The sequence below is a fragment of the Aminobacter sp. 01T433 genome, from assembly GCF_056398585.1.
The window spans coordinates 60,075-82,095 of record NZ_JBFTPR010000019.1 but is presented as its reverse complement, the minus strand read 5'-3'; the positions used below and the strand labels follow the sequence as shown (position 1 = coordinate 82,095).

The window sequence follows — 22,021 nt, the reverse complement described above, 5'->3', positions numbered from 1 at the left end:
GATTCGGAAAGCTCTAACGAACTGATCACACGGCAACGCGGACACGCCAGGCGCGGTAAAAGAGCAAAGCCGCGTAGAGTAGCATCAGGAGTGTGGCGATGCGCATCAAGGTCGCTGCACTGGTCAGGGGCACGAACATCAGCGCGAGGCCGAAAGCGGCATAGACCGCGCCGCCGACCAGCGTCGGCCATAGCCGCGTCTGGCGATCGCGGTCGAGGAAGCTCGACGCCATCTCGATCAGGCCGACAACGAGGGCAAGCAGGCCGACAAGCCTGGCCAGGAAGGACAAGGTGAAGACGCTGGCGAGCAAGCCGCTGCACAGAACGATCACGCCGGCGGCGATCGACAACAGGTTGCGGGCGAGCGCGAGCCAATGGCCGGTTGTCCGCGGCGCCGCATAATCGATTGTCGCCAGCCCCAGAATACCATCGACGAGCAAAAGGCCGCCGCCGACCATGACCAGCAATTGCACCGCCTGCATGGGATAGAAGAACGCGACCAATGCGGCGGCCACGATCAGAATGCCCCGCAACGCCGTCAACGTCGCTTCAAAACGTTTGGTCTTGCCCTCGGCCATGCCCTGCTCCCTTGACCCGTGGAGCGCTACGCGTCCGGTTAGACGCAAGAAGGCCGCTCCAGCAACTTCCGCGCGTCAGACGCGCCAGATGCCCATTTGTGGGAGATATGCCAGGGATTGGCAACCGGAACGCGAAACCGTCGGCAAGGAGGCTGCACGCGCGAATCAGTCGCGTGCCGACTGAGGTTCGTCGTGCAGCCTCAGCGCGCGTTGGGACGCGGCGTGTAGCCGTCAACCTCGATGACCGGCAGATGCGTCCAGGCGTCATTGGCCATGCGCATCCACGCACCGGCGGCAAGCACGCCGCCATCGACATGGATGGTCGTGCCAGACACCCAGCCTGAAAGCACGTCGGAAGCCAGAAACAGCGCCGCACCCGCCGAGTCGGAACCCTCGCCAAAGCGGCCGATTGGGAACCAGCGCTTGAGATGCTCGACGTTTTCCTGCGGCACGCGCGGCGTCGCCACGATTTGCGCTGAATTGGTGGTTTCGGGCGCAATCGCGTTGACGCGGATGCCATGTTGGCCGAGCTCGACCGCGAGGCTTTGGGTAAAGCCGGTGACGGCCGCCTTGAATGCCGAATAGACCACCGTCATCGGGATGCCGCGGAAGGCCTCGATGGTCGAGACATTGATGATGCTGCCGCCCGGGCCGCTCTCACGCATCAGCGGGATTGCAGCCTTGCTGACATGGAACATGTGCAGCAAGTTGACGTGGTAAAGCGCGGTCCACTCTTCCTCGGTCGATTGCTCGAACGGCGTCTTGAAGCCGAGATAGTCGCCGACATTGTTGACGACAACGTCGAGCCGGCCAAAACGTTCGCGCACCGCAGCAATCAGCCGCGCGACGTCAGCCGCCTTGCGCACATCCGCCTCGACCACGAGGTGGTCGGGCCCCAACGCCTCGCGCACTGAAGCCGCTCGATCCGGATCGATCTCGGCGACCGCGACCTTCATGCCGGCGCGGGCATAAAGCTCTGCCGTAGAACGGCCGATGCCAGCGCCGCCGCCGGTCACGAGCGCCACTTTTCCGGCGAGGCCAAGGATGGAGATTTCGTCCGGCATGTTGTCCTCCGTAATCTGCAAATTGGCGCTACCGCCAGGGTGTGTCGAGCTTCAGGTCAGGCCGAGCCGAAAATGGTGGGTCCCGAGTACCGGAACGGAGCGTACGTTTAGGTACGTGAGTACCGGAAGCGCAGGGAGCCGCCATTTGCAGGCCGGCATCACCTGAAGATCGATGCACCTAGCTCGCCGTTTCCTGCGCCTCGTAGGTGTGGGTGCCGACAACCACCAGTTCGCGGCGCGACAGGCGCCAGCCGTCCGAAGTACGGGCGAAGCGGTCGCGGTAGCGGATGGTCATCTCGTAGCAGAGGTAGCGGCCGGCCGGATCGCGGAAATAGTGCCGTGCCAGGCAATAGGTTTCGCCCTCCGCACCGCCTTCGACAGGCTCGACCATCTGGTTGAGCACGGCATGGAAGGTCTTGAGGTAGCGGCTGGCGACCATCGCCGGAATGCCACGGATCTGTTCGAGGCCTTCGAATGTCCCGCGCGGCGCAATCACGATGCCATCTGGTGTAAACTGCGCCGCAAGCAAGTCGCCATCGCCGGTGTCGACGGCATAGGCGTAACGTTCCGATACGCGCCGAAGCGCGATCTCCATGAGCAAGGCGCCCTGATTGTCTGCCATGCCTACCTCCTGCTAGCTGCCGGAGACCTGCGCAAAGACCTCGCGAAGCGCCCGCTGCACGTCGTTGCGGCGATAGCCCAGGAGTTTCGTTTCCTCGGCATCCGGCTCATAGGCCAGGATGTTGCCACGGCCAGGCACGATGAAGAAGTCGGGTAGCAGCGGATGCTCTTCGTTGCGTTCCTCAACCCGGTGCGGGTTGCCGACGGCATCAAAAAGCGACTGAAAATACTGCTGGAAGGTCAGGTTCTCGTCGCCGACGAGATAGGCCTTGCCGCTCTCGGCGCGCTGGAAGGCGCCCCAGATCGCTTCGGCCAGAGACTGCACCGACATGTAGTTGGTGCCGCCCGGTGGAGCGAAGATCGGCATCTCGGTCTCGCCGCGCGCATAGGCCATCAGCGTCTCGTAGCGCTTGGCCGGCAGGCCCTGGACATAACCGACGATCGACGGCGGGTTGAGTGTCGAGACGTTGAAGTCGTCGGTGGCAAGCGCGCGCACGCCCTCGTCGGCCAAGCTGCGGCCGCGCACATAGGCGTTGGTCTCGACCAGCTTCGGCATGACCTGATGATAATAGCTGCCGATATGGACGACGCGGCGAACGCCGGCCTGGCGCGCAAGCTCGACGAAAGCAGGCACGCCTTCGATCTGCATCCTGGTCCAGAACTCGTTTTCGTCCACGCCTTTGGGCAGATGGCGAATGTCGTTGCCGGCGGCAAACAGGATGCCGTCGAAGGGCGCCAGATCGGCCTTGGAGAAATCGCCCTTGGTGTAGTCGCCATAAATCGTCGGATAGGCGGCCATCGGCGTCGTTTCGGGCGCAGGCTTGCGCGCCGCCAGCACCACCTCGTTGCCTTGCGCCTTGAGGTAACCGGCCGTATGCCCGCCGATCATGCCCGTTCCGCCAACGATAAGGATTTTCACACGCAACTCCCGGGCATTTCTCGCAATCGAATGCCGGGACCATAGGTCAGGATGCGCGTGCGGCATCGTCCGTATCGACTACGGGCGGATGGCGATTTCGCCCGTCAGCGACACACGGCTGGTCTCGGAAATTCCGATATCGATCGCAACCGTCCACTTTCCCGGCACCGGCAGTTCGAGATTGTCGGCCCGCCAGGTGCCGTCGCCGGGCTTGCGCGCGGCCATACTGACCGGTGTCGCATCCGGGCGGCTGAGGCGGAGCCTGACGCTTTGCGCATCGAGCGGCCCAAAATCCCCGGTCATGACCACAATCGAGGCGCTGACCTTGCCGGCATGGCCGGGCGTTATGGTGAGGTCGGCCATGGCGTCAGCGGTGTGGATGTGGATCGCCGCCGGTTCGGCGGCCTCGATCGCCAGAACGCGCGGTGGCGGCGTAAAGCGGAACCCCGCGACAACGCCGAGGATCGCCACCATCAGCAGCGTCTCCACGACAATGTTGCGCACCAACAGGCGCTGCGCATCCACTTGCTCTGCCAGTGCCGGCTTGGTCAGTCGCCAGCGATTGTAAGCGGCGAGAGCAAGCAGGGGCGCGACCAGAGCAAGCTTGACCAGCAGAAGCCGTCCATAGGCGGTCTGCCAAAGGGCTGCGACGCTATCGACCTGGATGAATGCAAGCACGACGCCTGCGCCGATCAGGGCTGCGACCACCCAAGGGATCGTGGCCGAGAAACGCCGCAACGCCTCGCCGGCATCGGACGTCTGGCGGAAGATAAAACCGAGCGGCAAAAGCGCCCCGGCCCAAAATGCGATGCCGACCGCGTGGATGAAGACCATCGGCCGCGTCAGCCATTGCGGCGCGGCCGCACTGGCATGGCCGCTTGCGGCAAGTGCGGCACCCACGCCAACGAGGGCAGCCAGCGAAAGCAAGCGGGCCAGCACGCCCTCTGCCACCAGCGCCAAAAGTGCCAGCGCCAATGCGATGAAGGCGATTGTCGCGGTGAAGCCGTAGCTGGTCGCCGCAGCCGCCTGCCAGACCACGGCCTGGCCGAACATCCCCAGCGGTGCGCCGAGCGCGTCGAGCCCTTGCAGGCCGAATGAGACAGGTACGGCGACAAGGCCGAGCATGGTGAATGCCGTGGCCGCGCTGCTGCCATGACGGCTTTTCGGCGTGAGCCACGCCAAGGCAAAGGCACTGCCGGCGCCGAAGAACAGGCCGAGATAAAGCGCGAGTTTTGCAGCCCAAAGTGCCCTGTGAAGGGCTTTGTCATCGAGGGCCGGTGCAAGGGGTGCCGCGCTGGGACTGCCGACCGAAAATGTCAGGACACCGCCGACAGGATGCCCATCTGAAGACACCACCCGCCACGACAGCAGATAAGTGCCCTCAGCCATGTCGTTCGCCGGCAGGTCGACACCAACGACAGCCCCAGAGGTCGTCCCGACAAGCCTGGCGGATCCGCCGCTCGGACGCGTGAGCTCCAGCACCAGCGGCGTCACAGGTTCGCTGAATGTCAATGTAACCTGCGCGAGCGCTTGCCCGACGACGCTACCTTCGACCGGCGTCGAACGCAGCAGCGAGGCATGAGCACTTGCCGCCGCCGTCGCACCCAAAAGGGCGACAACGGCAACGATCAGGCCGGCAAGCCAACGGCGCGCGCCATCAAGCAGCACGATGCTGCCTTGGCGATGAAGTGGATGGCGCGCGCCCATGGTCTTAGTGGCCCATGGTCTTAGTGGCTTGAGTGGTCTTGGCTCTGGCCGCCCATGGCGTCGACCGCGAATTCGACCGTGACTGTGCCGGCCTTTTCGAAGGTCAGCGTGCCCGAGAACTTTTCGCCCTGCTTCACCGGCGCCTTCAGCCCCATGAACATGATGTGATAGGAGCCCGGCTTGAGCGCGACTTCACCGCCGGCAGGGATTTCGACGCCATCGGTCACCTGGCGCATGGTCATCACGCCCTTGGCGTCGACCGCCATCTCGTGGATCTCGGCCTTTTCGGAAACGTTGGACTGGATCGAGACCAGCCGATCCGGCTGGCTGCCGTTATTCTTGAGGGTGAGATAGCCGGCGGCAACCTTGGCGCCGGCTGGCGTTGCGCGCGACCAGGGGTGGCCGATCTCGAGATCGCCTGCCTTGAAGCCATGGGCGAGCAAGGCATGGGTCGAGGCAAACAGCAGCATGGCGGCAAAGACGACGATGCCAAGGCGCTCTTCGAAGCTGCGGAAAAGCGGGCGCGCGAAAGCGCGGACGGACATGTTCATAGGATGACTCCGATATGGAATAGGCGCGCCAATGCTCGTGGCGCAAAGTTCGTTTCAGTAGCGAAATTTGATGATCCGCGCGGACGCGGCAAGCAAGGTCAGGCGGCCAGCGGCGGGGCGCGTGGATTGCCTGGGACGTATTTCAGTACCGTCGAAGGATCGAGCCGCGCTGCTGGGAACTGAACGACAGTCTGGGCTGGCGACGAAAGCGCCAAAGCCACGCCTTCGGGCGGCGTGGAGAACGCTGCCGAGAGCAGGTTGCAACCGAGCGTGCAGCATTGAGGCAGGCTCGGATGGTCGCTCTTGGCAGGTGCCGTGTGGCCCATGCTGCTGGTGATGCACAGCGGATTGCCGAAGATGTCGAGCGGTGGCGTGCCCTGCCCGAGTGCTAAAGCACTCGCCGCCGTCTGCAAGACAAGCATCAGCGCCGCGGCAAGCGCGACCCCAAATCCCCATCCCTTGCGGCGAAAAACGACCAACGTCGCGTCCCTTTGCTTCGACAAGCCATTGATAGCATCGATGGCACTGGCGCGAAAATAGACAGCGCTGCGACAAATTCTTTGATCTGGCGCACTGAAGCCGCCGAAAGCTGCGCCCCTAGTGCCTAGGCCGAACGGCGCAAAGAAAAAGCGCCGCCCACTCTCGCGGGCGACGCTTGATATTGGTTTGACGCTTTAGCTCAGTCGATGTCGCCCCTTAGTCGATGTCGAAGGACACGCCCTGCGCCAAAGGCAACGCCTTGGAGTAGTTCACCGTGTTGGTGGCACGGCGCATATAGGCGCGCCAGGCGTCGGAGCCCGATTCGCGGCCGCCGCCGGTTTCCTTCTCGCCACCGAAGGCGCCGCCGATTTCGGCACCCGACGTGCCGATATTGACGTTGGCGATGCCGCAATCGGAGCCTTCGACCGACAAGAAGCGCTCGGCCTCCTGCAGGTCGAGCGTGAAGATCGACGACGACAGGCCAGCGCCAACGGCGTTATGCGCGTCGAGCACGGCGTCGAAGTCGGAATACTTCATCACATAGAGGATCGGCGCGAAGGTCTCTTCGAGCACCGGCCCGACCTGGCCGGGCATCTCGACAAGCGCCGGCTTGACGTAGAAGGCGCCGTCATGGCCCTGGTCGACGCGGGCGCCGCCGGTGATCTTGCCGCCATGTTCGGAGGCGTCCTTGAGGGCCTTTTGCATGCCGTCGAAGGCAGCCTTGTCGATGAGCGGACCGACAAGCGACGCCGTCTCCAAGGGGCTGCCGACCGAAACGCTCTCATAGGCCTTCTTCAGGCGCGGCACGAGCGCGTCATAGACGCTGTCATGCACAAACAGGCGGCGCATGGTGGTGCAGCGCTGGCCAGCGGTGCCCATGGCGCCAAACGCGATGGCGCGCAGCGCCATGTCGAGATTGGCCGAGGGGCAGACGATGCCGGCATTGTTGCCGCCGAGCTCGAGGATGGCGCGGGCAAAACGCTTGGCCAGGCGCGGGCCGACGTCGCGCCCCATGCGGGTCGAGCCGGTGGCCGAAACCAGCGGCACCTTGGGGTGGTCGACCAGCACTTCGCCAACGGCGCGGTCGCCGATCAGCACCTGCGACAGGCCTTCCGGCGCATCGCCGAAGCGAGCAGCGGCGCGCTTGAAGATGGCTTCACAGGCAAGCGCTGTCAGCGGGGTCTTCTCCGAGGGCTTCCACACCACCGAATTGCCGCAGACAAAGGCAAGTGCTGCGTTCCAAGACCACACGGCGACGGGGAAGTTGAAGGCCGAGATGACGCCGACGACGCCGAGCGGATGCCAGGTTTCCATCATGCGATGGCCCGGACGCTCGGTGGCGATGGTGAGACCATAAAGCTGGCGAGACAGGCCGACGGCGAAGTCGCAAATGTCGATCATTTCCTGGACTTCGCCCAGGCCCTCGGACGGGATCTTGCCGACTTCGATCGACACCAGCCGGCCGAGATCGGTCTTGGCGGCGCGCAGCTCTTCGCCGAGCAGGCGCACGAGTTCGCCACGCTTGGGTGCCGGCACATTGCGCCAGGTCTTGAACGCCTTGTCGGCGAGTTCGATGGCCTTGCCTGCGTCAGCAGGCGAAATCGACTTGAGCGCGCCGATCTGCTCGCCGGTCACGGGGCTGCGCACGATCAGATCGCCGCCGGTAAAATCGGCCTTGGCAACGCCGAGCCGCTCGAGAAGGGCAGCGGTTTCGCTGGTCACGTTCATGCTGAATTCCTTTCCTCGTTCCTCACCCACCCCAAGCTGATTGCGCGTTTTTTGGATCGTCGCGAGCCGGGGGCGTTGTCGTTTGTTCTTCCGGGGTTCTAGGCCCAGGAGACGCTTGGCACTGCCTATAGCCTGTTCGGCCACCCAAACGCCACACCAGTCATCACGGCACGCGTTCTGTCCGGCAATTTGACCTGATGTGGACCACAAGCACGGCGCAAACCGGCATTTGGCGGAAGAAAGTGTCGATGTTTGGGGAGGGGCTGAAAAAACAACACCCGCCGGGGGAGGAGGTCCGGCGGGTGTCGTATTTGTGGCCAGCGTCTGGGAGGAGGTAGGCGCTGACCTATTCGTCGGAAACCTGGGAGGAGGTAGGTCCGACAAATTCGATGACCCATATCTAGCTCCGGTGAGCCAGGATTTAAAGTGTTGATATTGCATAGGAGCTTTGCGTTTTGTGCAATGCAGCACGAGCCGTCGCGCTGCACCATCATACGGACGCTGCGGCAGCCATGGCGTGACGGAACCTTGCGCCCTCGCCCAAGTTAATGGGCAACGGCAGGCAGGCCATGATCGACTACCGGGCGGCACGCCTCAGAATGATCGAATTCCAGATCGCCGGGCGCGGCATCACCGACCTGGCAGTGCTGGAAGCCATGGCCGCCGTGCCGCGCGAAGAATTCGTGCCCATGCCGCTTCGCGACTACGCCCATGAAGATACGGCCTTGCCGATTGCGCACGGCCAGACGATCTCCCAGCCCTACATTGTCGCTCTGATGGCCGAGGCGGCAGCACTGCGATCCGGCGACAAGGTTTTGGAGATCGGTACGGGTTCAGGCTACGCGGCAGCCATATTCGCCGAGATCGCCGACCGCGTCATCACCATCGAGCGTGTTGGCTCGCTGGCGGACACCGCGCGTACTCGGCTGCAACAGCTGGGTTACACCACCGTCGAAGTGATCGCGGGCGACGGCACGGAGGGCTATGAGCGCCAGGCGCCATTCGACGCCATCCTGTCGGCGGCCGGGGCCCGCAAGGTGCCGCCGGCCTGGAAGCAGCAACTGGCCATCGGCGGCCGGCTGATCCTGCCGCTGGGGCCTCTCGGCGACCAGCAACTGGTCAAGATCGTGCGCCAAGGCGAAAACGACTACAGCCAAAAGACACTGGCTGGCGTGCGCTTCGTGCCGCTTGTCGGCGGATCGGGTTAGCCCTTGCCGCCCTTTGCCCTGAAGCGGCGCTCGGGCATCGAATTGGCATCGGGCGGCACAGTGGCCCCGCCATTCATCGCCAGCTGCATGAACACCGTGTCGAGCCAGCGGCCGTGCTTGTAGCCCGAGCCGTCCATGCGCCCTGTGTGATGGAAACCGAGCCGCTCATGTAGCCGCACCGACGCGCTTTCGGCATGACCGTCGCCGATGACGGCGATGATCTGGCGAAAGCCGAGCGCGGTCGTCTCGTCGATCAGCGCCTGCATCAGCGCCTTGCCGATCCCCGCCCCCTTGGCCTCGGGCGCGATGTAGATCGAATCCTCGACGATGAAACGATAGGCCGGACGCGCGCGGAACGGCCCGGCATAGGCGTAGCCGACGATCGCACCCTCGCGTTCGGCAACGAGATAGGGATAACCGCCATCCATCAGCGCCTCGAAACGCTCACCCATGTCGGCACGCGTCGGCGGCTCCAGCTCGTAGCTCGCCGTACCGTTGAGCACGGCATCGGCATAGATCTCAGTGATCTGATCGAGGTCGCCTGGCAAGGCGTGTCGTATTGTAATGCTCATTTTTTAGGCAACCGTTTCATCTGCCTTCATTTGAGCAAAAATCGACGCAAATGAAAAGGGCGGCCGTTAGGCCGCCCTTCGAAACACGAGTGGTCCAGAGCTGATTATTCGCGGTTGCCCAGGAACGACAGCATGAACGAGAACAGGTTGATGAAGTCGAGATAGAGCGTGAGTGCGCCCATGATCGCCTTGCGGCCGGAAACGAGTGCGTCGTCGCCGTCGAAATACATCTCCTTGATCTTCTGCGTGTCGTAGGCGGTCAGGCCCGAGAACACCAGCACGCCGATCGCCGAGATGGCGAACTGCAGAGCCGACGACTGCAGGAAGATGTTGACCACCATCGCGATCAGGATGCCGAACACGCCCATGATCAGGAACGAGCCCATGGCCGTCAGATCACGCTTGGTCGTGTAGCCGAACAGCGACAGCGAGCCGAAGGCGGCAGCGGTCACGAAGAAGGTCTGCACGATGCTTGCGCTGGTGTAGACCAGGAAGATCGACGACAGCGACAGGCCCATCAGGCCAGCGAAGACCCAGAACGCGGTCTGCGCGCCAGAGGTGCTCATCGACTGAATGCGGGCGCTCAGGAAAAACACCATGCCGAGCGGTGCCAGCATGACGACCCACTTCAGCGGCGAGCCGTAAAGCGCGACACCGAGGCTGGTCAGCATCTTGCCGTTGCCCATGGTTGCGACGGCTGTGGCCGGATCATTGGTGGTCGCCAGCATCATGGTGCCGAAAGCGGCCAGGCCGGTGATGGCCAGGCCAAGCGCCATAAGGTTGTAAACCTTGAGCATATAGGCGCGCAGGCCTTCGTCGATCGACGCGTCGGTGCGGCTGCCTGCCGTCGCCATGCGCGTCTGGTAATTTCTAAAGTCGGACATGGTTTCCTCTGTTGCTTCTGCCCCGTCGGGTGTCAGGCCGAAACCCAGGCGCCGCTGGCGGGACTCCAGCATGCCTCTGGCGAAATATGATAGTTCTTTCTGGTCTAAACAAGGCCTGTTACGGCTTGAAACCCGCTGTGAGGGCACATTTCTCATACAAATGTCGTCGAAGTCCAGTCCAAAGCGCCATTTTCTACTCGCTGCGAAGTACTGGTGCTGCCTTGTGACCAAGCACACGCCAGGTTCCGATCAGGCCAAAACCGACAGTCAGCACCAGGGCGAAGACGATCGTTGCGACCGCGACCTCGGGCAGGAAATACGAAGGCAGGGTCATGATTCGGGCGACGACGAACCAGGCGGCGACCCCGCCGGCGGCAAGCGCGAACACCGCCGTGGCAAGGCCGATCAGCATGTATTCGAGCGAAAACGCAGCGATCAGCGTCCGCCGTGTCGCCCCGAGCGTCTTCAGGATCACCGCATCGTGGATGCGCGCGCGGTTGCCGGCGGCGAGCGCACCAGCCAGCACCAGCACCGAGGCAATCAGTGCGACGCCGGCCGCGGCGCGAATGGCAGTGCCCAGCTGGGCGACGAGCCGGTTGACGACATCAAGCGCATCTTTCACCCGCACCGTGGTGATCGCCGGATAGCTGCGCGTGACCGAATTGAGGATGCGTGATTCGTCTGCGGGTGCTGCCTTGTCCTCGGTCAGCGTGGCAAGCCAGCTGTGCGGCGCACCGGCAAACGTGTTGGGCGAAAACACCATGACGAAGTTGATGCCCATCGATTCCCACTGCACTTCGCGGAAATTGGCGATCTTGGCGGTGACGTTTCGGCCAAGCACATTGACGGTCACCATGTCACCGAGCTTGAGGCCGAGTTCGCGCCCCTCCTGCGCCGAAAACGACACCAGCGGCTCGCCAGAATAGTCAGCCGGCCACCATGCGCCTTGCGACAGCGTCGAATTCTCCGGGATGTTCTTGGCGTAGGTCAGGCCACGGTCTCCACGCAGCACCCAAGCACCTTCCGGCGGCACGTTGAGCTTCTGCACATCGGTGCCGTTGAGCGCCATGACGCGGCCGCGCAGCATCGGCACGCGAACAAGCTTGCCACCAGGGGCCTCGGACTCGACCAGTTTGGCGAAAGCGTCGACCTCGCCGGGCTGGATGTCGACGAAAAAGAAGTTCGGCGCGCGCTCGGGCAGGCTGCCGGCGATCTGCCGGCGCAGATTGCCGTCGATCAGCGCCAGCGTGACAAGCAGGGTAAGACCAAGGCCCAGCGACAGCACCACCGAGGGCGTCAACGCGCCCGGCCGATGGATGTTGCCGATGGCCAGTCGAAGCGCAGTCGAACGCACGCGCGGGCTTTTCCGCGCCAGCCATTGAACGGCACTGGCCACGGCGCGCAGCACCAGGAACGAAAAGATCGTGGCGCCGACAAAGATGGTGGCGATACGGCGGTCGCCGGCAAACCAGATCGCCAGCAGCGCAAGCACAACAGCAATGCCCAGGGCCGTCGCGATGTAAACCAGCCTGGGCAGGCCGCGGCCTTCGAACCCCATCTCGCGAAACAGTGCGGTCGCCGGCACATCGCGGGCGCGACCGAGCGGCAGGATGGCGAAAGCGAGCGTGACCAGGACGCCGAACAATGCCGCCATGGCGAGCGCTGCGGGATAGACGCCTGCTTCAGCCGGCACCGGGATGACCGACTGCAGGGCCGCACTTGCGGCAAACGGCATCAGTGCGCCGAGCACGAGGCCGATGACGACGCCAACGGTTGCGATCAGCAGGATCTGGATGAGATAGACTGAAAGCACGAAGCCGCCCGAGGCACCAAGGCTCTTGAAGGTGGCGATGACGCCGCGCTTGCCGTCGAGATAGGCGCGCACGGCGTTGGCCACGCCAACGCCACCGACGACGAGCGAGGTCAGCCCGACCAGCGTCAGGAACTGGGTGAAGCGCTCGATATTGGCCGAAAGTGCCGGTGCCGCATTGGTGCGGGTGCGTACGCTCCAGCCGGCCTCCGGGAATTCGGCATTGGCGCGTTCGCGCACGGCGTTGACCTCCGCCTCGCTCGTGCCCACCGGCAAGCGGATCTTGTAGGCATGCTCGACAAGGCTGCCCGGCTGGATCAGTCCGGAAGCAGTCAGCCCCTCCATCGAAACCAGCAAGCGCGGCGCAAAACCAAAGCCGTCGGAGACAGCGTCCGGCTCGGTGACCAGCTTTGCCCTGAGCTCGAAGGTCGAGCCGCCGAGCTTGATGCGGTCACCGAGCTTGAGATTGAGCCGCTCGAACAGCAGGTCCGGGGCCACGGCGCCAAATACGCCCGATCTTTCAGCGAACAGTTCTCCGCGCGGAAAGGCAGGTTCGGCGACCAGTGCCCCATAGAGCGGGTAGACGCTGTCGACAGCCTTGGCCTCGACCAGCGACTGGTCGGAACCGTCCTCCAGCCGCGCCATCGAACGCATGCCGGCATTGTGCGACACGGTGCCGAGGCTTTCGAGGAATGTTAGCTCCTTGCCGGTCGCCTCGCGCTGGATGAGCTGGAAGCGGATATCGCCACCGAGCAATGCCTGGCCCTCGCTGGCAACACCCGCGGTGATGGCGCGCGCAACCGAATTGACCCCGCCGATGGCGGCAACGCCAAGTGCGATGCAGGTGAGGAAGATCATGAAACCGCGCAGGCCACCGCGCATTTCACGCGAGGCAAAGCGGAAGGCGAGAGGCAGATCTTTCAGCATGGGCGCCTACGCCCGCACTTTTTCAGCGATTTCGGTCACAGCCGGCACCTCGATCCGCCCCGAGCGCATCGCCACCTGGCGGTCGCAACGCGCGGCAAGGGCGGGATCGTGCGTGACGAGCACCAGCGTCATTGCGCGTTCGGCGGCCTTGGCAAACAAGAGATCGGCGATCTGCCGCCCCGTTGTCTGGTCGAGATTGCCGGTCGGCTCGTCGGCGATCAGGATGCGCGGCTCGGGTGCCAAGGCGCGGGCAATCGCCACGCGCTGCTGTTCGCCGCCCGACAACTCGCCCGGATAATGCGTCACGCGATCGGCGAGGCCGACGGCTGCCAGTTCGCGCTCGGCAATGGCGAAGGCGTCGCGCTTGCCGGCCAACTCCAGCGGCACGGCGACGTTTTCGAGCGCGGTCATGTTGGGGATCAGGTGGAACGACTGGAACACGATGCCGATGTTGCGCCCCCTAAACGAGGCGATCTGGTCTTCGCTGCGGCCATTGAGCAGCTCGCCGGCGATTTGTACCGTCCCCGAATCGACCCGCTCCAGCCCTGCCAGAACCATCAGCAGCGTCGACTTGCCGGAACCCGAGGGGCCGACGATGCCGGTCGCCTCTCCGGCAGCGACATCGAGGCTCACGCCTTTCAGCACATGCACTGAAGAAGCCCCCGTGCCGAGCGTCAGCGATACGTCTCTGAGTTCGATGACTGCTTCTGTCACGGTAAATCTGTCCTATATGAAAACTGTTGGGCGGGGACTGTCTTCGTCATATCGGGTCTAATTCATGGCTTTCAAACAACTATTCGCCGCTGCCCTGTTTATGCTTGCGGCATCTCTTGGCGCGCCGGCGTCGGCAGAGCCTTTCCGCATCGTTGGATTCGGCGACAGCCTGATGGCCGGCTACGGCCTTGGCCCTGGCGAGGGTTTTCCAGAAAAACTGGAGGCAGCGCTACGCGCCCGCGGTCACGATGTGGTGATCGCCAATGCCGGCGTGTCGGGCGACACCTCCAGCGGCGGGCTGTCGCGGCTCGACTGGTCGGTGCCGGACGGCACGCAACTGGTGATCCTCGAACTCGGCGCCAACGACATGCTGCGCGGTATCGCGCCCGAAATCACCGAAAACAACCTCGATGCGATGATCGCACGCCTCAAGCAGCGCAACATCCCGGTGCTGCTCGCCGGCATGCGCGCCGCGCCAAATCTCGGCGCCGACTATCAGGCTGCCTTCGACGGCATCTATCCGCGCCTCGCCGAAAAATACGGTGTCACGCTCTATCCGTTCTTCCTCGACGGTGTCGCCGCCGACCAGAAGCTTTTGCTCGAAGACGGCATGCACCCCAGCGCCGAAGGCATCGACCGCATGGTCGAGAACGCTTTGCCAACGGTGGAGAAAGCAATTGCAGCCAGATGAACTGCACAATGCAACGTTGTCACACTTCACAAGCAACTGCGGCTTGGAAACAGCAAGTGCTTAACAAAGCCCTTGCCCGCCGAGGCGATCGATGATTCGCTGAGGCTACGAATTGCGATTCGAGGAAGGGAGCCTGGCCATGCCGCGACTTTTCACCGCCCTCGAGATTCCGCGCGATGCCGCACTATCGCTGTCCCTGCTCAGGGGCGGTCTACCCGGCGCCCGCTGGATCGAGGTCGAAAACTACCACCTCACCTTGCGTTTCTTCGGAGATATCGAAGGCCACCTCGCCGACGAGATCGTCGATGCGCTCGATCGCGTCGACCGGTCCGGTTTCCCGCTCACGCTCTCGGGCGTCGGCGCCTTCGGCCAGAAAAAGCCGCATGCGGTGTGGGCGGGCGTCATGCCCTCGCCGGAACTGAATGCGCTGCAAGCCGAGATCGAACGCATATGCAAGCGCCTCGGCGTGCCGTCCGATCCGCGCAAATTCACCCCGCATGTCACGCTGGCACGGCTGCGGAACACCAGCCCGCTCGACGTCGCGCATTACCTTTCGGCGCGCGGCAATTTTTCCGCCCTGCCCTTCCGCGTCGGCCGCTTCGTCTTGATGTCGTCGCGCGATTCGGTCGGCGGCGGCCCCTATATCGTCGAGGAGGCTTGGCCGCTCAACGGCGTCGATGCCCGCGCATCGAGCCGGTCGGCAAGCGCCTCAGAAGCCTCGCGGATCATGCGGTAGACCGCCAGAAATCCGTCTTCGCCGCCATAATAGGGATCGGGCACATCCTGTGGTCCGCCCGTAGCATGGCCGAGGAAAAGCTCGACACGTTCGACGGACCCTTCCGGGGCGAGCGAGCGCAGATCGTCGAGATTCGAGCGATCCATGCCGAGGATCAAGTCGAAGCGTTCGAAATCGCGCGCCACCACCTTGCGTGCCTGCTGGGCCGCAATATCGATGCCATGCTGGGCTGCAACCGCGATCGAACGGGGATCAGGCGCCGACCCCGCATGCCAGCCGCCGGTGCCGGCGGAGTCGATGGTGTATTCGCCGTCCAGCCCGCGTTCGGCAAGCACGGCGCGAAACACGCCTTCGGCCAGTGGCGAACGGCAGATATTGCCGAGGCAAACGAAGAGGATGGATTTTACCGGCTTCTCGCTCATCGTTCCCGCGCTATGCTGGTGAGGAAAGACTTCGATTACCACGGGAGCATGAAATGGCCAGAGAGAAACTTGGACCGCAAGAATTGAAGCAAGCCCTCGCCGAGCTCGGCGGCTGGACGCTTGCCACTGACGGGCTGTCGATGTCGCGCAGCTTCGTGTTCAAGAATTTCAGCGAGGCCTTTGCCTTCATGACCCGCGTGGCACTGGTCGCCGAGAAGATGGATCATCATCCCGACTGGTCGAACGTCTACAAGACCGTCGACGTCAAGCTCAACACCCATGACGCCGGCGGCCTGACCGAACTCGACTTCAGCTTGGCAAAGCGCATGAACAGCTATTTCGGTTCCTGAGCGCCGCATCTTGCAGTGGAACACCAACCTTCCCACATCCATGGCAAACGATTTCGGACAAAGGAGTCTGTCTGGATGGTGAAGTTCCCTGGCTTTGACGGCTTCCGCGGCGGCACGAGTGATGCTGCGCCAAGCGAGGGCGAAGTGCGCGAAAAATTCTGGCGCACCGCCAAGCGCGCTGCCCGTCACGTGCCTTTCATGGAAGAAGTGGTCGCGGCCTATTATTGCGCGCTCGACAAGGAAACCCCGCTCCGCGCCAAGGGTATCCTTCTGGCAGCACTCGGCTATTTCATCCTGCCGGTCGACACCATCCCCGACATGATCCTCGGCCTCGGCTTCACCGACGACATCGCCGTGCTGACTGCTGCGATCACGGCGGTGCGCGCCCACATGACACCAGCCCACCGACTTGCCGCAAAGGAAGCGCTGTCGCAGGACTGGTAAGGCAAAGCCGCGCCTGTTTCATCGTGAAACGAAAAGTCAAACTGTTGCCGCTTTCGTGGTTTTCAAACACCTCAGGGACAAGTTGCCTGTTGCATGACAGGCAGTTCGGCGGGGCTCCATGCGGTGAATTTCCTTTATGCGAGGTCATTCACCCTTTGGTAACCCAGATTAAATCAAAATGAAGCGAACGGGCGGGCGCGCAGTCGGCCTGCCCCGCTCCATTTGAGGTACAGGAAAAGCGATGCGCGGTTTGATAGCTACAATTTCGGGTCTGGTGCTTGCCGTGTCGGCAATGCCGGCACTCGCCCAGTCGGCGACCAAGATCGGTCAGCACAACGCCTGGGGCACCTACAGCTACCAGGCACAGAACGGCAAGGTCTGTTACGTGCTGACGGTGCCGACCGACAAGCAGCCGCCGACGCTCGACCACGGCGACATGTTCTTCTTCGTCAGCCAGCGCCCCGGCCAGAAGGTGTCGTTCGAGCCGCAGTTCATCGCCGGCTACAATTTCCAGGAAAACTCCAAGGTCTCCGTCACCATCGACGGCAAGAGCTTCTCGATGTTCACCAAGGGCAAGTCGGCCTGGGTCGAGAACGCCGCCGAAGAGCCGGCCCTGATCGCCGCCATGAAAGGCGGAACCGACATGAAGGTCCAGGCCAAGTCAGGCCGTGGCAACCCGACGAGCTACGTCTTCTCGCTCAAGGGCATTTCGGCAGCGCTGACCTCGATCACCACCTGCAAGTAAGAACCAAATCATGAAAGGTGACTACATTTGGCGTTCTCATGCGCATTTTAGTCACCGTAGCAATAGTGAGCGCCGGACTCGTCGGGGCGGCGTTTGCTTCATACAAGACTGCTGAGCCGTTCTTTTTGAAGGATGGACGCAGCTACACGCTTTCTTGCTATGGCAGTGAGCCCAAAGGTGAATTGCACATTTCAACAGTCGACCGTGGAAACATGGTCGACGTTACGTTTGAAGATCAAACGTTTCGCCTGAAGTTTACAGGCCATTTTCTGTTTACCGATTTCTACAGCGACGGCTCGATCGCCCTAAGCCTTGATCCCGAAGGTCGCCTTGAGGGCTTTCCACACGGGCCTGCTGGACTATGTGCCCTGTAACAATAGGTTACGAAACCGCCCGGCCTCTTACCGTATTCAAGAGACCTTCCACCCAATGAGGCGCAACCAGCCAGATCGCTAACGCGACGACGGCGACCGCATGAAATGCGACGATCGCATAGAGTCTGCTGCGGAACGGCTCCTTGCGTGTCTTGTGCCGGAACAAATGCTGGGCTGACAGCGCGCCGATACTGCCGCCGGCGAATGCGAGCCAAAGCAGGGTTTTTTCGGAGATGCGCCGAGCGCCACTGCGGGCCAGTCGCTTGTCGCGCCAGAAGGCCAAGAACGCCGCGCCGTTGACGGCGAGCACCACCAGGACGATGTGGAGGATGTTGCTCATCGGCCCAGCATCCCGGCCAATGCCTAACAGATTGCAAAGCTGCGGCACAAATGCATGGCCGCCAAAACGTGACGCGGCGACAGACCTGTGATATGTCGCCCCAAAATCCTACATAAGCTGCGATATCAACCGACCTGGGACCGAATGACCCTTTCGCTCGACCTTACCACCGATGCTACCCGAGACGCGTTGCGCGCCCGCGCGGCGACGCCCGTCAAGGAGTCGCTGATCGGCCTCACCCGCGAGGAGCTTGCCGAAGCGCTTGTCGCCTCCGGTACCGTTCCCGAACGCCAGGCCAAGATGCGCGTCCAGCAGCTCTGGCACTGGCTCTATGTTCGCGGCGTCTCCGACTTCGCCGACATGTTCAACATCTCCAAGGACCTGCGCGCGGAACTCGCCAAGCACTTCACCATCGCGCGGCCCGAGATCGTCGAAGAGCAGATTTCGTCCGACGGCACGCGCAAGTGGCTGTTCCGCTTTCCGCCGCGCGGTGCGGGCCGTCCTGTCGAGATCGAGACCGTCTATATTCCCGAGGAAGGCCGCGGCACGCTGTGCATCTCGTCCCAGGTCGGCTGCACGCTGACCTGCTCGTTCTGCCACACCGGCACGCAGAAGCTGGTGCGCAACCTGACGGCCGAAGAAATCCTGACGCAGCTGATGACGGCGCGCGACCGGCTCGGCGACTTCCCCGACCGCAATACTCCCGACGGCGCCATCGTGCCGGCCGAGGGCCGCAAGATCTCCAACATCGTCATGATGGGCATGGGCGAGCCGCTCTACAATTTCGAGGCGGTGAAGAAGGCCCTGCTGATCGCGTCCGACGGCGACGGGCTTTCCCTGTCGAAAAGGCGCATCACCTTGTCGACGTCAGGCGTCGTGCCGGAAATCTTCCGCACTGGCGAGGAGATCGGCGTCATGCTGGCGATCTCGCTGCATGCCACCAATGACGATCTGCGCGACCTCTTGGTGCCGATCAACAAGAAGTACCCGCTCAAGGAGCTGATCGAGGCCTGCCGTAGCTATCCCGGCCTGTCGAACGCGCGCCGCATCACTTTCGAATATGTGATGCTCAAGGACGTCAACGATTCCCTCGAAGACGCCAAGGCGCTGGTCAAGCTGTTGCGCGGCGTACCCGCCAAGATCAATCTGATCCCGTTCAACCCATGGCCCGGCACCAACTACCAGTGCTCGGATTGGGAGACGATCGAGAAGTTCGCCGACTACATCAACAATGCCGGCTATGCCTCGCCGATCCGCACTCCGCGCGGCCGCGACATCCTGGCCGCCTGCGGCCAGCTCAAGTCGGAATCCGAGCGCATGAAAAAGACCGAGCGCCTGGCGCTCGAAGCGATGATGATCGCCGGACACGGCGAGGCGTGAGCCGCTTCCTGCTCTATCTCGGCAAATTCGCCCATATGGTGCTGGGCTATCTCGCGGCGGCGCTTGCCGCCGGGGCCTTTCTCAACGTGATCTTCCTCGGTGCTGCCGGCCTCATGGCCCCCGACATGCCGCCCGAGGTCGCCACTGGGTCGATGGTCTTCACCATTCCCTTCACCGCGCTGTTCGTCGCCTATTTCGCCTTCGTACCGGCGGTCATCGTCATGGTTTTGGCTGAGCTTTTGGGCAAGCGCGACTGGCTGTTTTACGCGCTCGGTGGCGGCTTCGTCGCGCTGGTGTTCCTAGGCTTTGCCTACCAGGCGGGCGACCCAAGCTTCGCCTACCAAGACCCGTTGCTGCCGGTTTCGATCATCGGCAGCGGTCTGATCGGCGGCATCGCCTACTGGTTCGTCACCGGCCGCTTTGCCGGTGTCTTGGGTCCCAGGCCTACTTCGCCTGCGCCGTAAGGATCTTCAGCGCGAAGGCCGAAAACACGCCCGCAAACAGATAGTCGACGATACGGGTGACGCGCGGGCTTTTCTTGAGCAGGCCGGCGAACTTGTCGGCGGCAATCACCATCGGCGCGACAAGCGGCAGCGACAGGATGATGAACATCGCGCCGAGGAAAAACAGCTTGCCCGGTGCGTTGGTGTCGTGCGCCGAAACGAATTGCGGCAGGAAGGTCATGAAAAACAGGATGATCTTGGGGTTGAGCAGGTTGATGCCAAGCCCGGTCGCCCAGTTCTGGAACACCGAGCGCGGCGCACGCTTGGTGGTATCGGGCGAAAACGCCGAACCCTTGGTGACCGCCTGGAAGGCGAGCCAGACGAGATAGCCGGCACCAACGATCTTGAGCGCCATGAAGGCTTGCGGCGAAGCAACGATCAGCGCCGACAGCCCGAGCGCCACCAGCGTGGTGTGGAAGACGATGCCGGTCATCGCACCCGCCATGCAGGCAAAGCCTGCCTTGCGGCCTTCCGACAGCGCCCGGCCGACGAACAAGGTCATGTCGGGTCCAGGGGTGATCGCGATGATGAAGGTCGCGATGGCAAACTGGATGATGGTCGACCAATCGGGAATGAAGGACATTGTCGGGCCGCCGGTTGTGCCTTGAAGGCAAGGGTTGTGGGAGATTTCTTTGCAAAAGCCCTAGCCGTACGATTTCGGCGCTTCAACCGGAAAGTGGCGGGCCAGATCACCGCCGGACCATTTCGATCCGGCGGCGTGAACGGTTTGGATCAGCTCGCGAAATAGTTCTGCGTGCCGTGTGCTTCGATCGCTTCGCCGAGACGCGCGAGCGCATGCACATAAGCCGCTGTTCGCACCGAAACGTCCTTGGCCTGGGCGACGTCCCAGATGGCACGGCCCTCGCGCTCCATGATGGTGCGCAGGCGCTCGTGGATCTCCTCGATCGGCCAGTAATAACCCTGGCGGTTCTGCACCCACTCGAAATAGGAGACGGTGACGCCGCCGGCATTGGCCAGGATGTCGGGCAGGACGACGATGCCCTTCTTCTCCAGGACCTCGTCTGCTTCCGCAGTGACCGGGCCATTGGCCAGTTCGAGCACGATGCGCGCCTTGACCTGGTCGGCATTGTCGATGCGGATCATGTTCTCCAGCGCCGACGGCACCAGGATGTCGCAATCGACGCCGACAAGCGCATTGCCGTCGAGCAGCTCATGGCCAGCGTGGCCGGCGGTCGTGACGACCGAACGGCCGCTGTCCTTGGCAACGAAGAGCCGGTCGAGGTCGAGCCCGTTGGCCGCCTGCACCGCACCTTCGGAATCCGAAACGGCAACAATCTTGTGGCCGTCCGAGGCAAGCAGGCGCGCAATGTGCTGGCCGGCATTGCCAAAACCCTGCACGGCGATGCGCAGGCTGCCCTTGAGGCCGAGCTCATCGGCGAGGTGGCGCACGAGATAGAAGCCGCCGCGCGCGGTGGCGTCGCCACGGCCGAGCGAACCGCCCAGCGCCAGCGGCTTGCCGGTGATGACGGCGGGCGAAGCCTGGCCGACGATCTGCGCATACTCATCGGCCATCCAGCCCATGATCATCGAATTGGTGTAGACGTCGGGTGCTGGGATATCGCGGTCGGGACCGATGATGCGGGCAAAAGCCTGGATGTAGGCTCGGGACAGGCGCTCCAGCTCCGCCTTGGACAGCTTGCGCGGATCGACCTGAACGGCACCCTTGCCGCCGCCATAAGGCAGGTTCATCACGGCGCATTTGAAGGTCATCCAGAAGGCCAGCATCTCGACCTCATCGGCGGTCGATTCCGGATGGAAGCGGATGCCGCCCTTGGTCGGTCCGCGCGTGTCGTCATAGCGGCAGCGCCAGGCGATGAAGGATTTGCGCGAGCCGTCGTCCATGCGGATCATCAGACGGGCTTTGGTGGTCTCGCGGGCAAATTTCAGTTTCTCGATAACGTCGGCGTCGACGTTCAGGTGTTTTGCCGCCTCATCAAGGCGCACGAGTGCATGATCGAGAAGACTGACTTCTGACATATAAAACTTCCTAACCTAATCAATGAAATTGCAATTCGGCGAGCGGCCAAGGGGCCGCCTGCGGTGGCCTGCACAAATTTTCGTCAGAACTCAATGCCGTACAAGGACGCAGACTGCCGCAAGGTCACCCGCCACGAGTCGCCGGCGCGAACCGTGAGCCAAAATTTCCGTGCATTTTCGGGGGCGAATTATATGTCCACGCCCTAATGGTCCAGGCCGAGATTCCTGTTGGTCCTGGGCACCCCGAACCAAGCGGAATTGCGGCACCGGCGCAAA

Annotated in this window: 25 protein-coding genes; 9 read left to right on the top strand and 16 right to left on the bottom strand. The window is 62.9% G+C overall.

Annotated elements, in window-relative coordinates:
• Positions 1 to 25 precede the first annotated feature (25 nt).
• From AC1DLV_RS25410 to amaB, 8 genes are all read right to left on the bottom strand, one after another.
• Positions 26 to 577 carry an HdeD family acid-resistance protein gene (locus AC1DLV_RS25410; RefSeq protein WP_476802817.1) on the bottom strand — a complete coding sequence of 184 codons (552 nt, stop codon included), beginning with the start codon at positions 575 to 577 and terminating at the stop codon, positions 26 to 28.
• A gap of 200 nt (positions 578 to 777) precedes the next feature.
• Positions 778 to 1,641, bottom strand: a complete 864-nt coding sequence (locus tag AC1DLV_RS25405) for an SDR family NAD(P)-dependent oxidoreductase (RefSeq protein WP_476802816.1) — start codon at positions 1,639 to 1,641, stop codon at positions 778 to 780.
• A gap of 178 nt (positions 1,642 to 1,819) precedes the next feature.
• Positions 1,820 to 2,263: a nuclear transport factor 2 family protein gene (locus AC1DLV_RS25400; RefSeq protein ID WP_476802815.1), complete on the bottom strand. Its 444-nt coding sequence runs from the start codon at positions 2,261 to 2,263 to the stop codon at positions 1,820 to 1,822.
• A 12-nt stretch (positions 2,264 to 2,275) separates the two neighbouring features.
• Positions 2,276 to 3,181, bottom strand: a complete 906-nt coding sequence (locus AC1DLV_RS25395; RefSeq protein WP_476802814.1) for an NAD-dependent epimerase/dehydratase family protein — start codon at positions 3,179 to 3,181, stop codon at positions 2,276 to 2,278.
• A 78-nt stretch (positions 3,182 to 3,259) separates the two neighbouring features.
• Entirely contained in the window at positions 3,260 to 4,888 is a 1,629-nt protein-coding gene (locus AC1DLV_RS25390) for a copper resistance CopC/CopD family protein (protein WP_476802813.1), read from the bottom strand.
• A gap of 20 nt (positions 4,889 to 4,908) precedes the next feature.
• Entirely contained in the window at positions 4,909 to 5,439 is a 531-nt protein-coding gene (locus AC1DLV_RS25385; RefSeq protein ID WP_476802812.1) for a copper chaperone PCu(A)C, read from the bottom strand.
• Positions 5,440 to 5,537: 98 nt separating this feature from the next.
• The gene (locus tag AC1DLV_RS25380) at positions 5,538 to 5,918 is read right to left on the bottom strand and encodes a hypothetical protein (RefSeq protein WP_476802811.1); all 381 of its coding nucleotides are present in this window, start codon (positions 5,916 to 5,918) and stop codon (positions 5,538 to 5,540) included.
• A 217-nt stretch (positions 5,919 to 6,135) separates the two neighbouring features.
• Positions 6,136 to 7,647: an L-piperidine-6-carboxylate dehydrogenase gene (gene amaB / locus AC1DLV_RS25375; RefSeq protein ID WP_476802810.1), complete on the bottom strand. Its 1,512-nt coding sequence runs from the start codon at positions 7,645 to 7,647 to the stop codon at positions 6,136 to 6,138.
• 569 nt (positions 7,648 to 8,216) lie between these two features.
• Here amaB and AC1DLV_RS25370 point away from each other — a divergent pair.
• Positions 8,217 to 8,855 (top strand): protein-L-isoaspartate(D-aspartate) O-methyltransferase, encoded by a 639-nt coding sequence (locus AC1DLV_RS25370; RefSeq protein ID WP_476802809.1) that lies wholly within the window; start codon positions 8,217 to 8,219, stop codon positions 8,853 to 8,855.
• On the opposite strand, the gene AC1DLV_RS25365 is transcribed toward AC1DLV_RS25370, so the two are convergent.
• The 4 genes from AC1DLV_RS25365 to AC1DLV_RS25350 all read right to left on the bottom strand — a co-directional run bounded on the left by AC1DLV_RS25365 (position 8,852) and on the right by AC1DLV_RS25350 (position 13,762).
• Entirely contained in the window at positions 8,852 to 9,427 is a 576-nt protein-coding gene (locus AC1DLV_RS25365; protein WP_476802808.1) for an N-acetyltransferase family protein, read from the bottom strand. The genes AC1DLV_RS25370 and AC1DLV_RS25365 overlap by 4 nt on opposite strands.
• A 104-nt stretch (positions 9,428 to 9,531) precedes the next feature.
• Complete coding sequence (locus AC1DLV_RS25360; RefSeq protein WP_476781736.1) at positions 9,532 to 10,311, bottom strand: Bax inhibitor-1/YccA family protein; 780 nt, start codon at positions 10,309 to 10,311, stop codon at positions 9,532 to 9,534.
• A gap of 193 nt (positions 10,312 to 10,504) precedes the next feature.
• Positions 10,505 to 13,048: an ABC transporter permease gene (locus tag AC1DLV_RS25355; RefSeq protein ID WP_476802807.1), complete on the bottom strand. Its 2,544-nt coding sequence runs from the start codon at positions 13,046 to 13,048 to the stop codon at positions 10,505 to 10,507.
• Positions 13,049 to 13,054: 6 nt separating this feature from the next.
• On the bottom strand, positions 13,055 to 13,762 hold the full coding sequence (locus AC1DLV_RS25350; RefSeq protein WP_476802806.1) for an ABC transporter ATP-binding protein: 708 nt from the start codon (positions 13,760 to 13,762) through the stop codon (positions 13,055 to 13,057).
• A 64-nt stretch (positions 13,763 to 13,826) separates the two neighbouring features.
• On the opposite strand from AC1DLV_RS25350, the gene AC1DLV_RS25345 reads away from it, so the two are divergent.
• Positions 13,827 to 14,453, top strand: coding sequence for an arylesterase (locus tag AC1DLV_RS25345; RefSeq protein ID WP_476802805.1), 627 nt, complete (start codon positions 13,827 to 13,829; stop codon positions 14,451 to 14,453).
• A gap of 139 nt (positions 14,454 to 14,592) precedes the next feature.
• Positions 14,593 to 15,189, top strand: coding sequence for an RNA 2',3'-cyclic phosphodiesterase (thpR, locus tag AC1DLV_RS25340; RefSeq protein ID WP_476802804.1), 597 nt, complete (start codon positions 14,593 to 14,595; stop codon positions 15,187 to 15,189).
• Here the strand turns inward: thpR and AC1DLV_RS25335 are convergent.
• The gene (locus tag AC1DLV_RS25335) at positions 15,093 to 15,611 is read right to left on the bottom strand and encodes a low molecular weight protein-tyrosine-phosphatase (protein ID WP_476802803.1); all 519 of its coding nucleotides are present in this window, start codon (positions 15,609 to 15,611) and stop codon (positions 15,093 to 15,095) included. The genes thpR and AC1DLV_RS25335 overlap by 97 nt on opposite strands.
• A gap of 53 nt (positions 15,612 to 15,664) precedes the next feature.
• On the opposite strand from AC1DLV_RS25335, the gene AC1DLV_RS25330 reads away from it, so the two are divergent.
• From AC1DLV_RS25330 to AC1DLV_RS25315, 4 genes are all read left to right on the top strand, one after another.
• Entirely contained in the window at positions 15,665 to 15,961 is a 297-nt protein-coding gene (locus tag AC1DLV_RS25330) for a 4a-hydroxytetrahydrobiopterin dehydratase (protein WP_476802802.1), read from the top strand.
• A gap of 75 nt (positions 15,962 to 16,036) precedes the next feature.
• Positions 16,037 to 16,405, top strand: a complete 369-nt coding sequence (locus AC1DLV_RS25325; protein ID WP_476802801.1) for a YkvA family protein — start codon at positions 16,037 to 16,039, stop codon at positions 16,403 to 16,405.
• Positions 16,406 to 16,646: 241 nt separating this feature from the next.
• On the top strand, positions 16,647 to 17,150 hold the full coding sequence (locus tag AC1DLV_RS25320; protein ID WP_476788153.1) for an invasion associated locus B family protein: 504 nt from the start codon (positions 16,647 to 16,649) through the stop codon (positions 17,148 to 17,150).
• Between the two features lie 38 nt (positions 17,151 to 17,188).
• On the top strand, positions 17,189 to 17,524 hold the full coding sequence (locus tag AC1DLV_RS25315) for a hypothetical protein (protein ID WP_476802800.1): 336 nt from the start codon (positions 17,189 to 17,191) through the stop codon (positions 17,522 to 17,524).
• Positions 17,525 to 17,531: 7 nt separating this feature from the next.
• Here AC1DLV_RS25315 and AC1DLV_RS25310 read toward each other — a convergent pair whose 3' ends face one another.
• Complete coding sequence (locus AC1DLV_RS25310) at positions 17,532 to 17,864, bottom strand: DUF1294 domain-containing protein (RefSeq protein ID WP_476802799.1); 333 nt, start codon at positions 17,862 to 17,864, stop codon at positions 17,532 to 17,534.
• A gap of 144 nt (positions 17,865 to 18,008) precedes the next feature.
• On the opposite strand from AC1DLV_RS25310, the gene rlmN reads away from it, so the two are divergent.
• Both rlmN and AC1DLV_RS25300 read left to right on the top strand, forming a co-directional pair.
• On the top strand, positions 18,009 to 19,244 hold the full coding sequence (rlmN, locus tag AC1DLV_RS25305; RefSeq protein WP_476802798.1) for a dual-specificity RNA methyltransferase RlmN: 1,236 nt from the start codon (positions 18,009 to 18,011) through the stop codon (positions 19,242 to 19,244).
• The gene (locus AC1DLV_RS25300) at positions 19,241 to 19,708 is read left to right on the top strand and encodes a hypothetical protein (RefSeq protein ID WP_476802797.1); all 468 of its coding nucleotides are present in this window, start codon (positions 19,241 to 19,243) and stop codon (positions 19,706 to 19,708) included. Before rlmN ends, AC1DLV_RS25300 begins: the two co-directional genes overlap by 4 nt.
• Here the strand turns inward: AC1DLV_RS25300 and AC1DLV_RS25295 are convergent.
• Both AC1DLV_RS25295 and AC1DLV_RS25290 read right to left on the bottom strand, forming a co-directional pair.
• On the bottom strand, positions 19,689 to 20,330 hold the full coding sequence (locus tag AC1DLV_RS25295) for a LysE family translocator (RefSeq protein ID WP_476802796.1): 642 nt from the start codon (positions 20,328 to 20,330) through the stop codon (positions 19,689 to 19,691). The genes AC1DLV_RS25300 and AC1DLV_RS25295 overlap by 20 nt on opposite strands.
• A gap of 149 nt (positions 20,331 to 20,479) precedes the next feature.
• Positions 20,480 to 21,745 (bottom strand): Glu/Leu/Phe/Val family dehydrogenase, encoded by a 1,266-nt coding sequence (locus tag AC1DLV_RS25290; protein WP_476781657.1) that lies wholly within the window; start codon positions 21,743 to 21,745, stop codon positions 20,480 to 20,482.
• Positions 21,746 to 22,021: the final 276 nt, after the last annotated feature.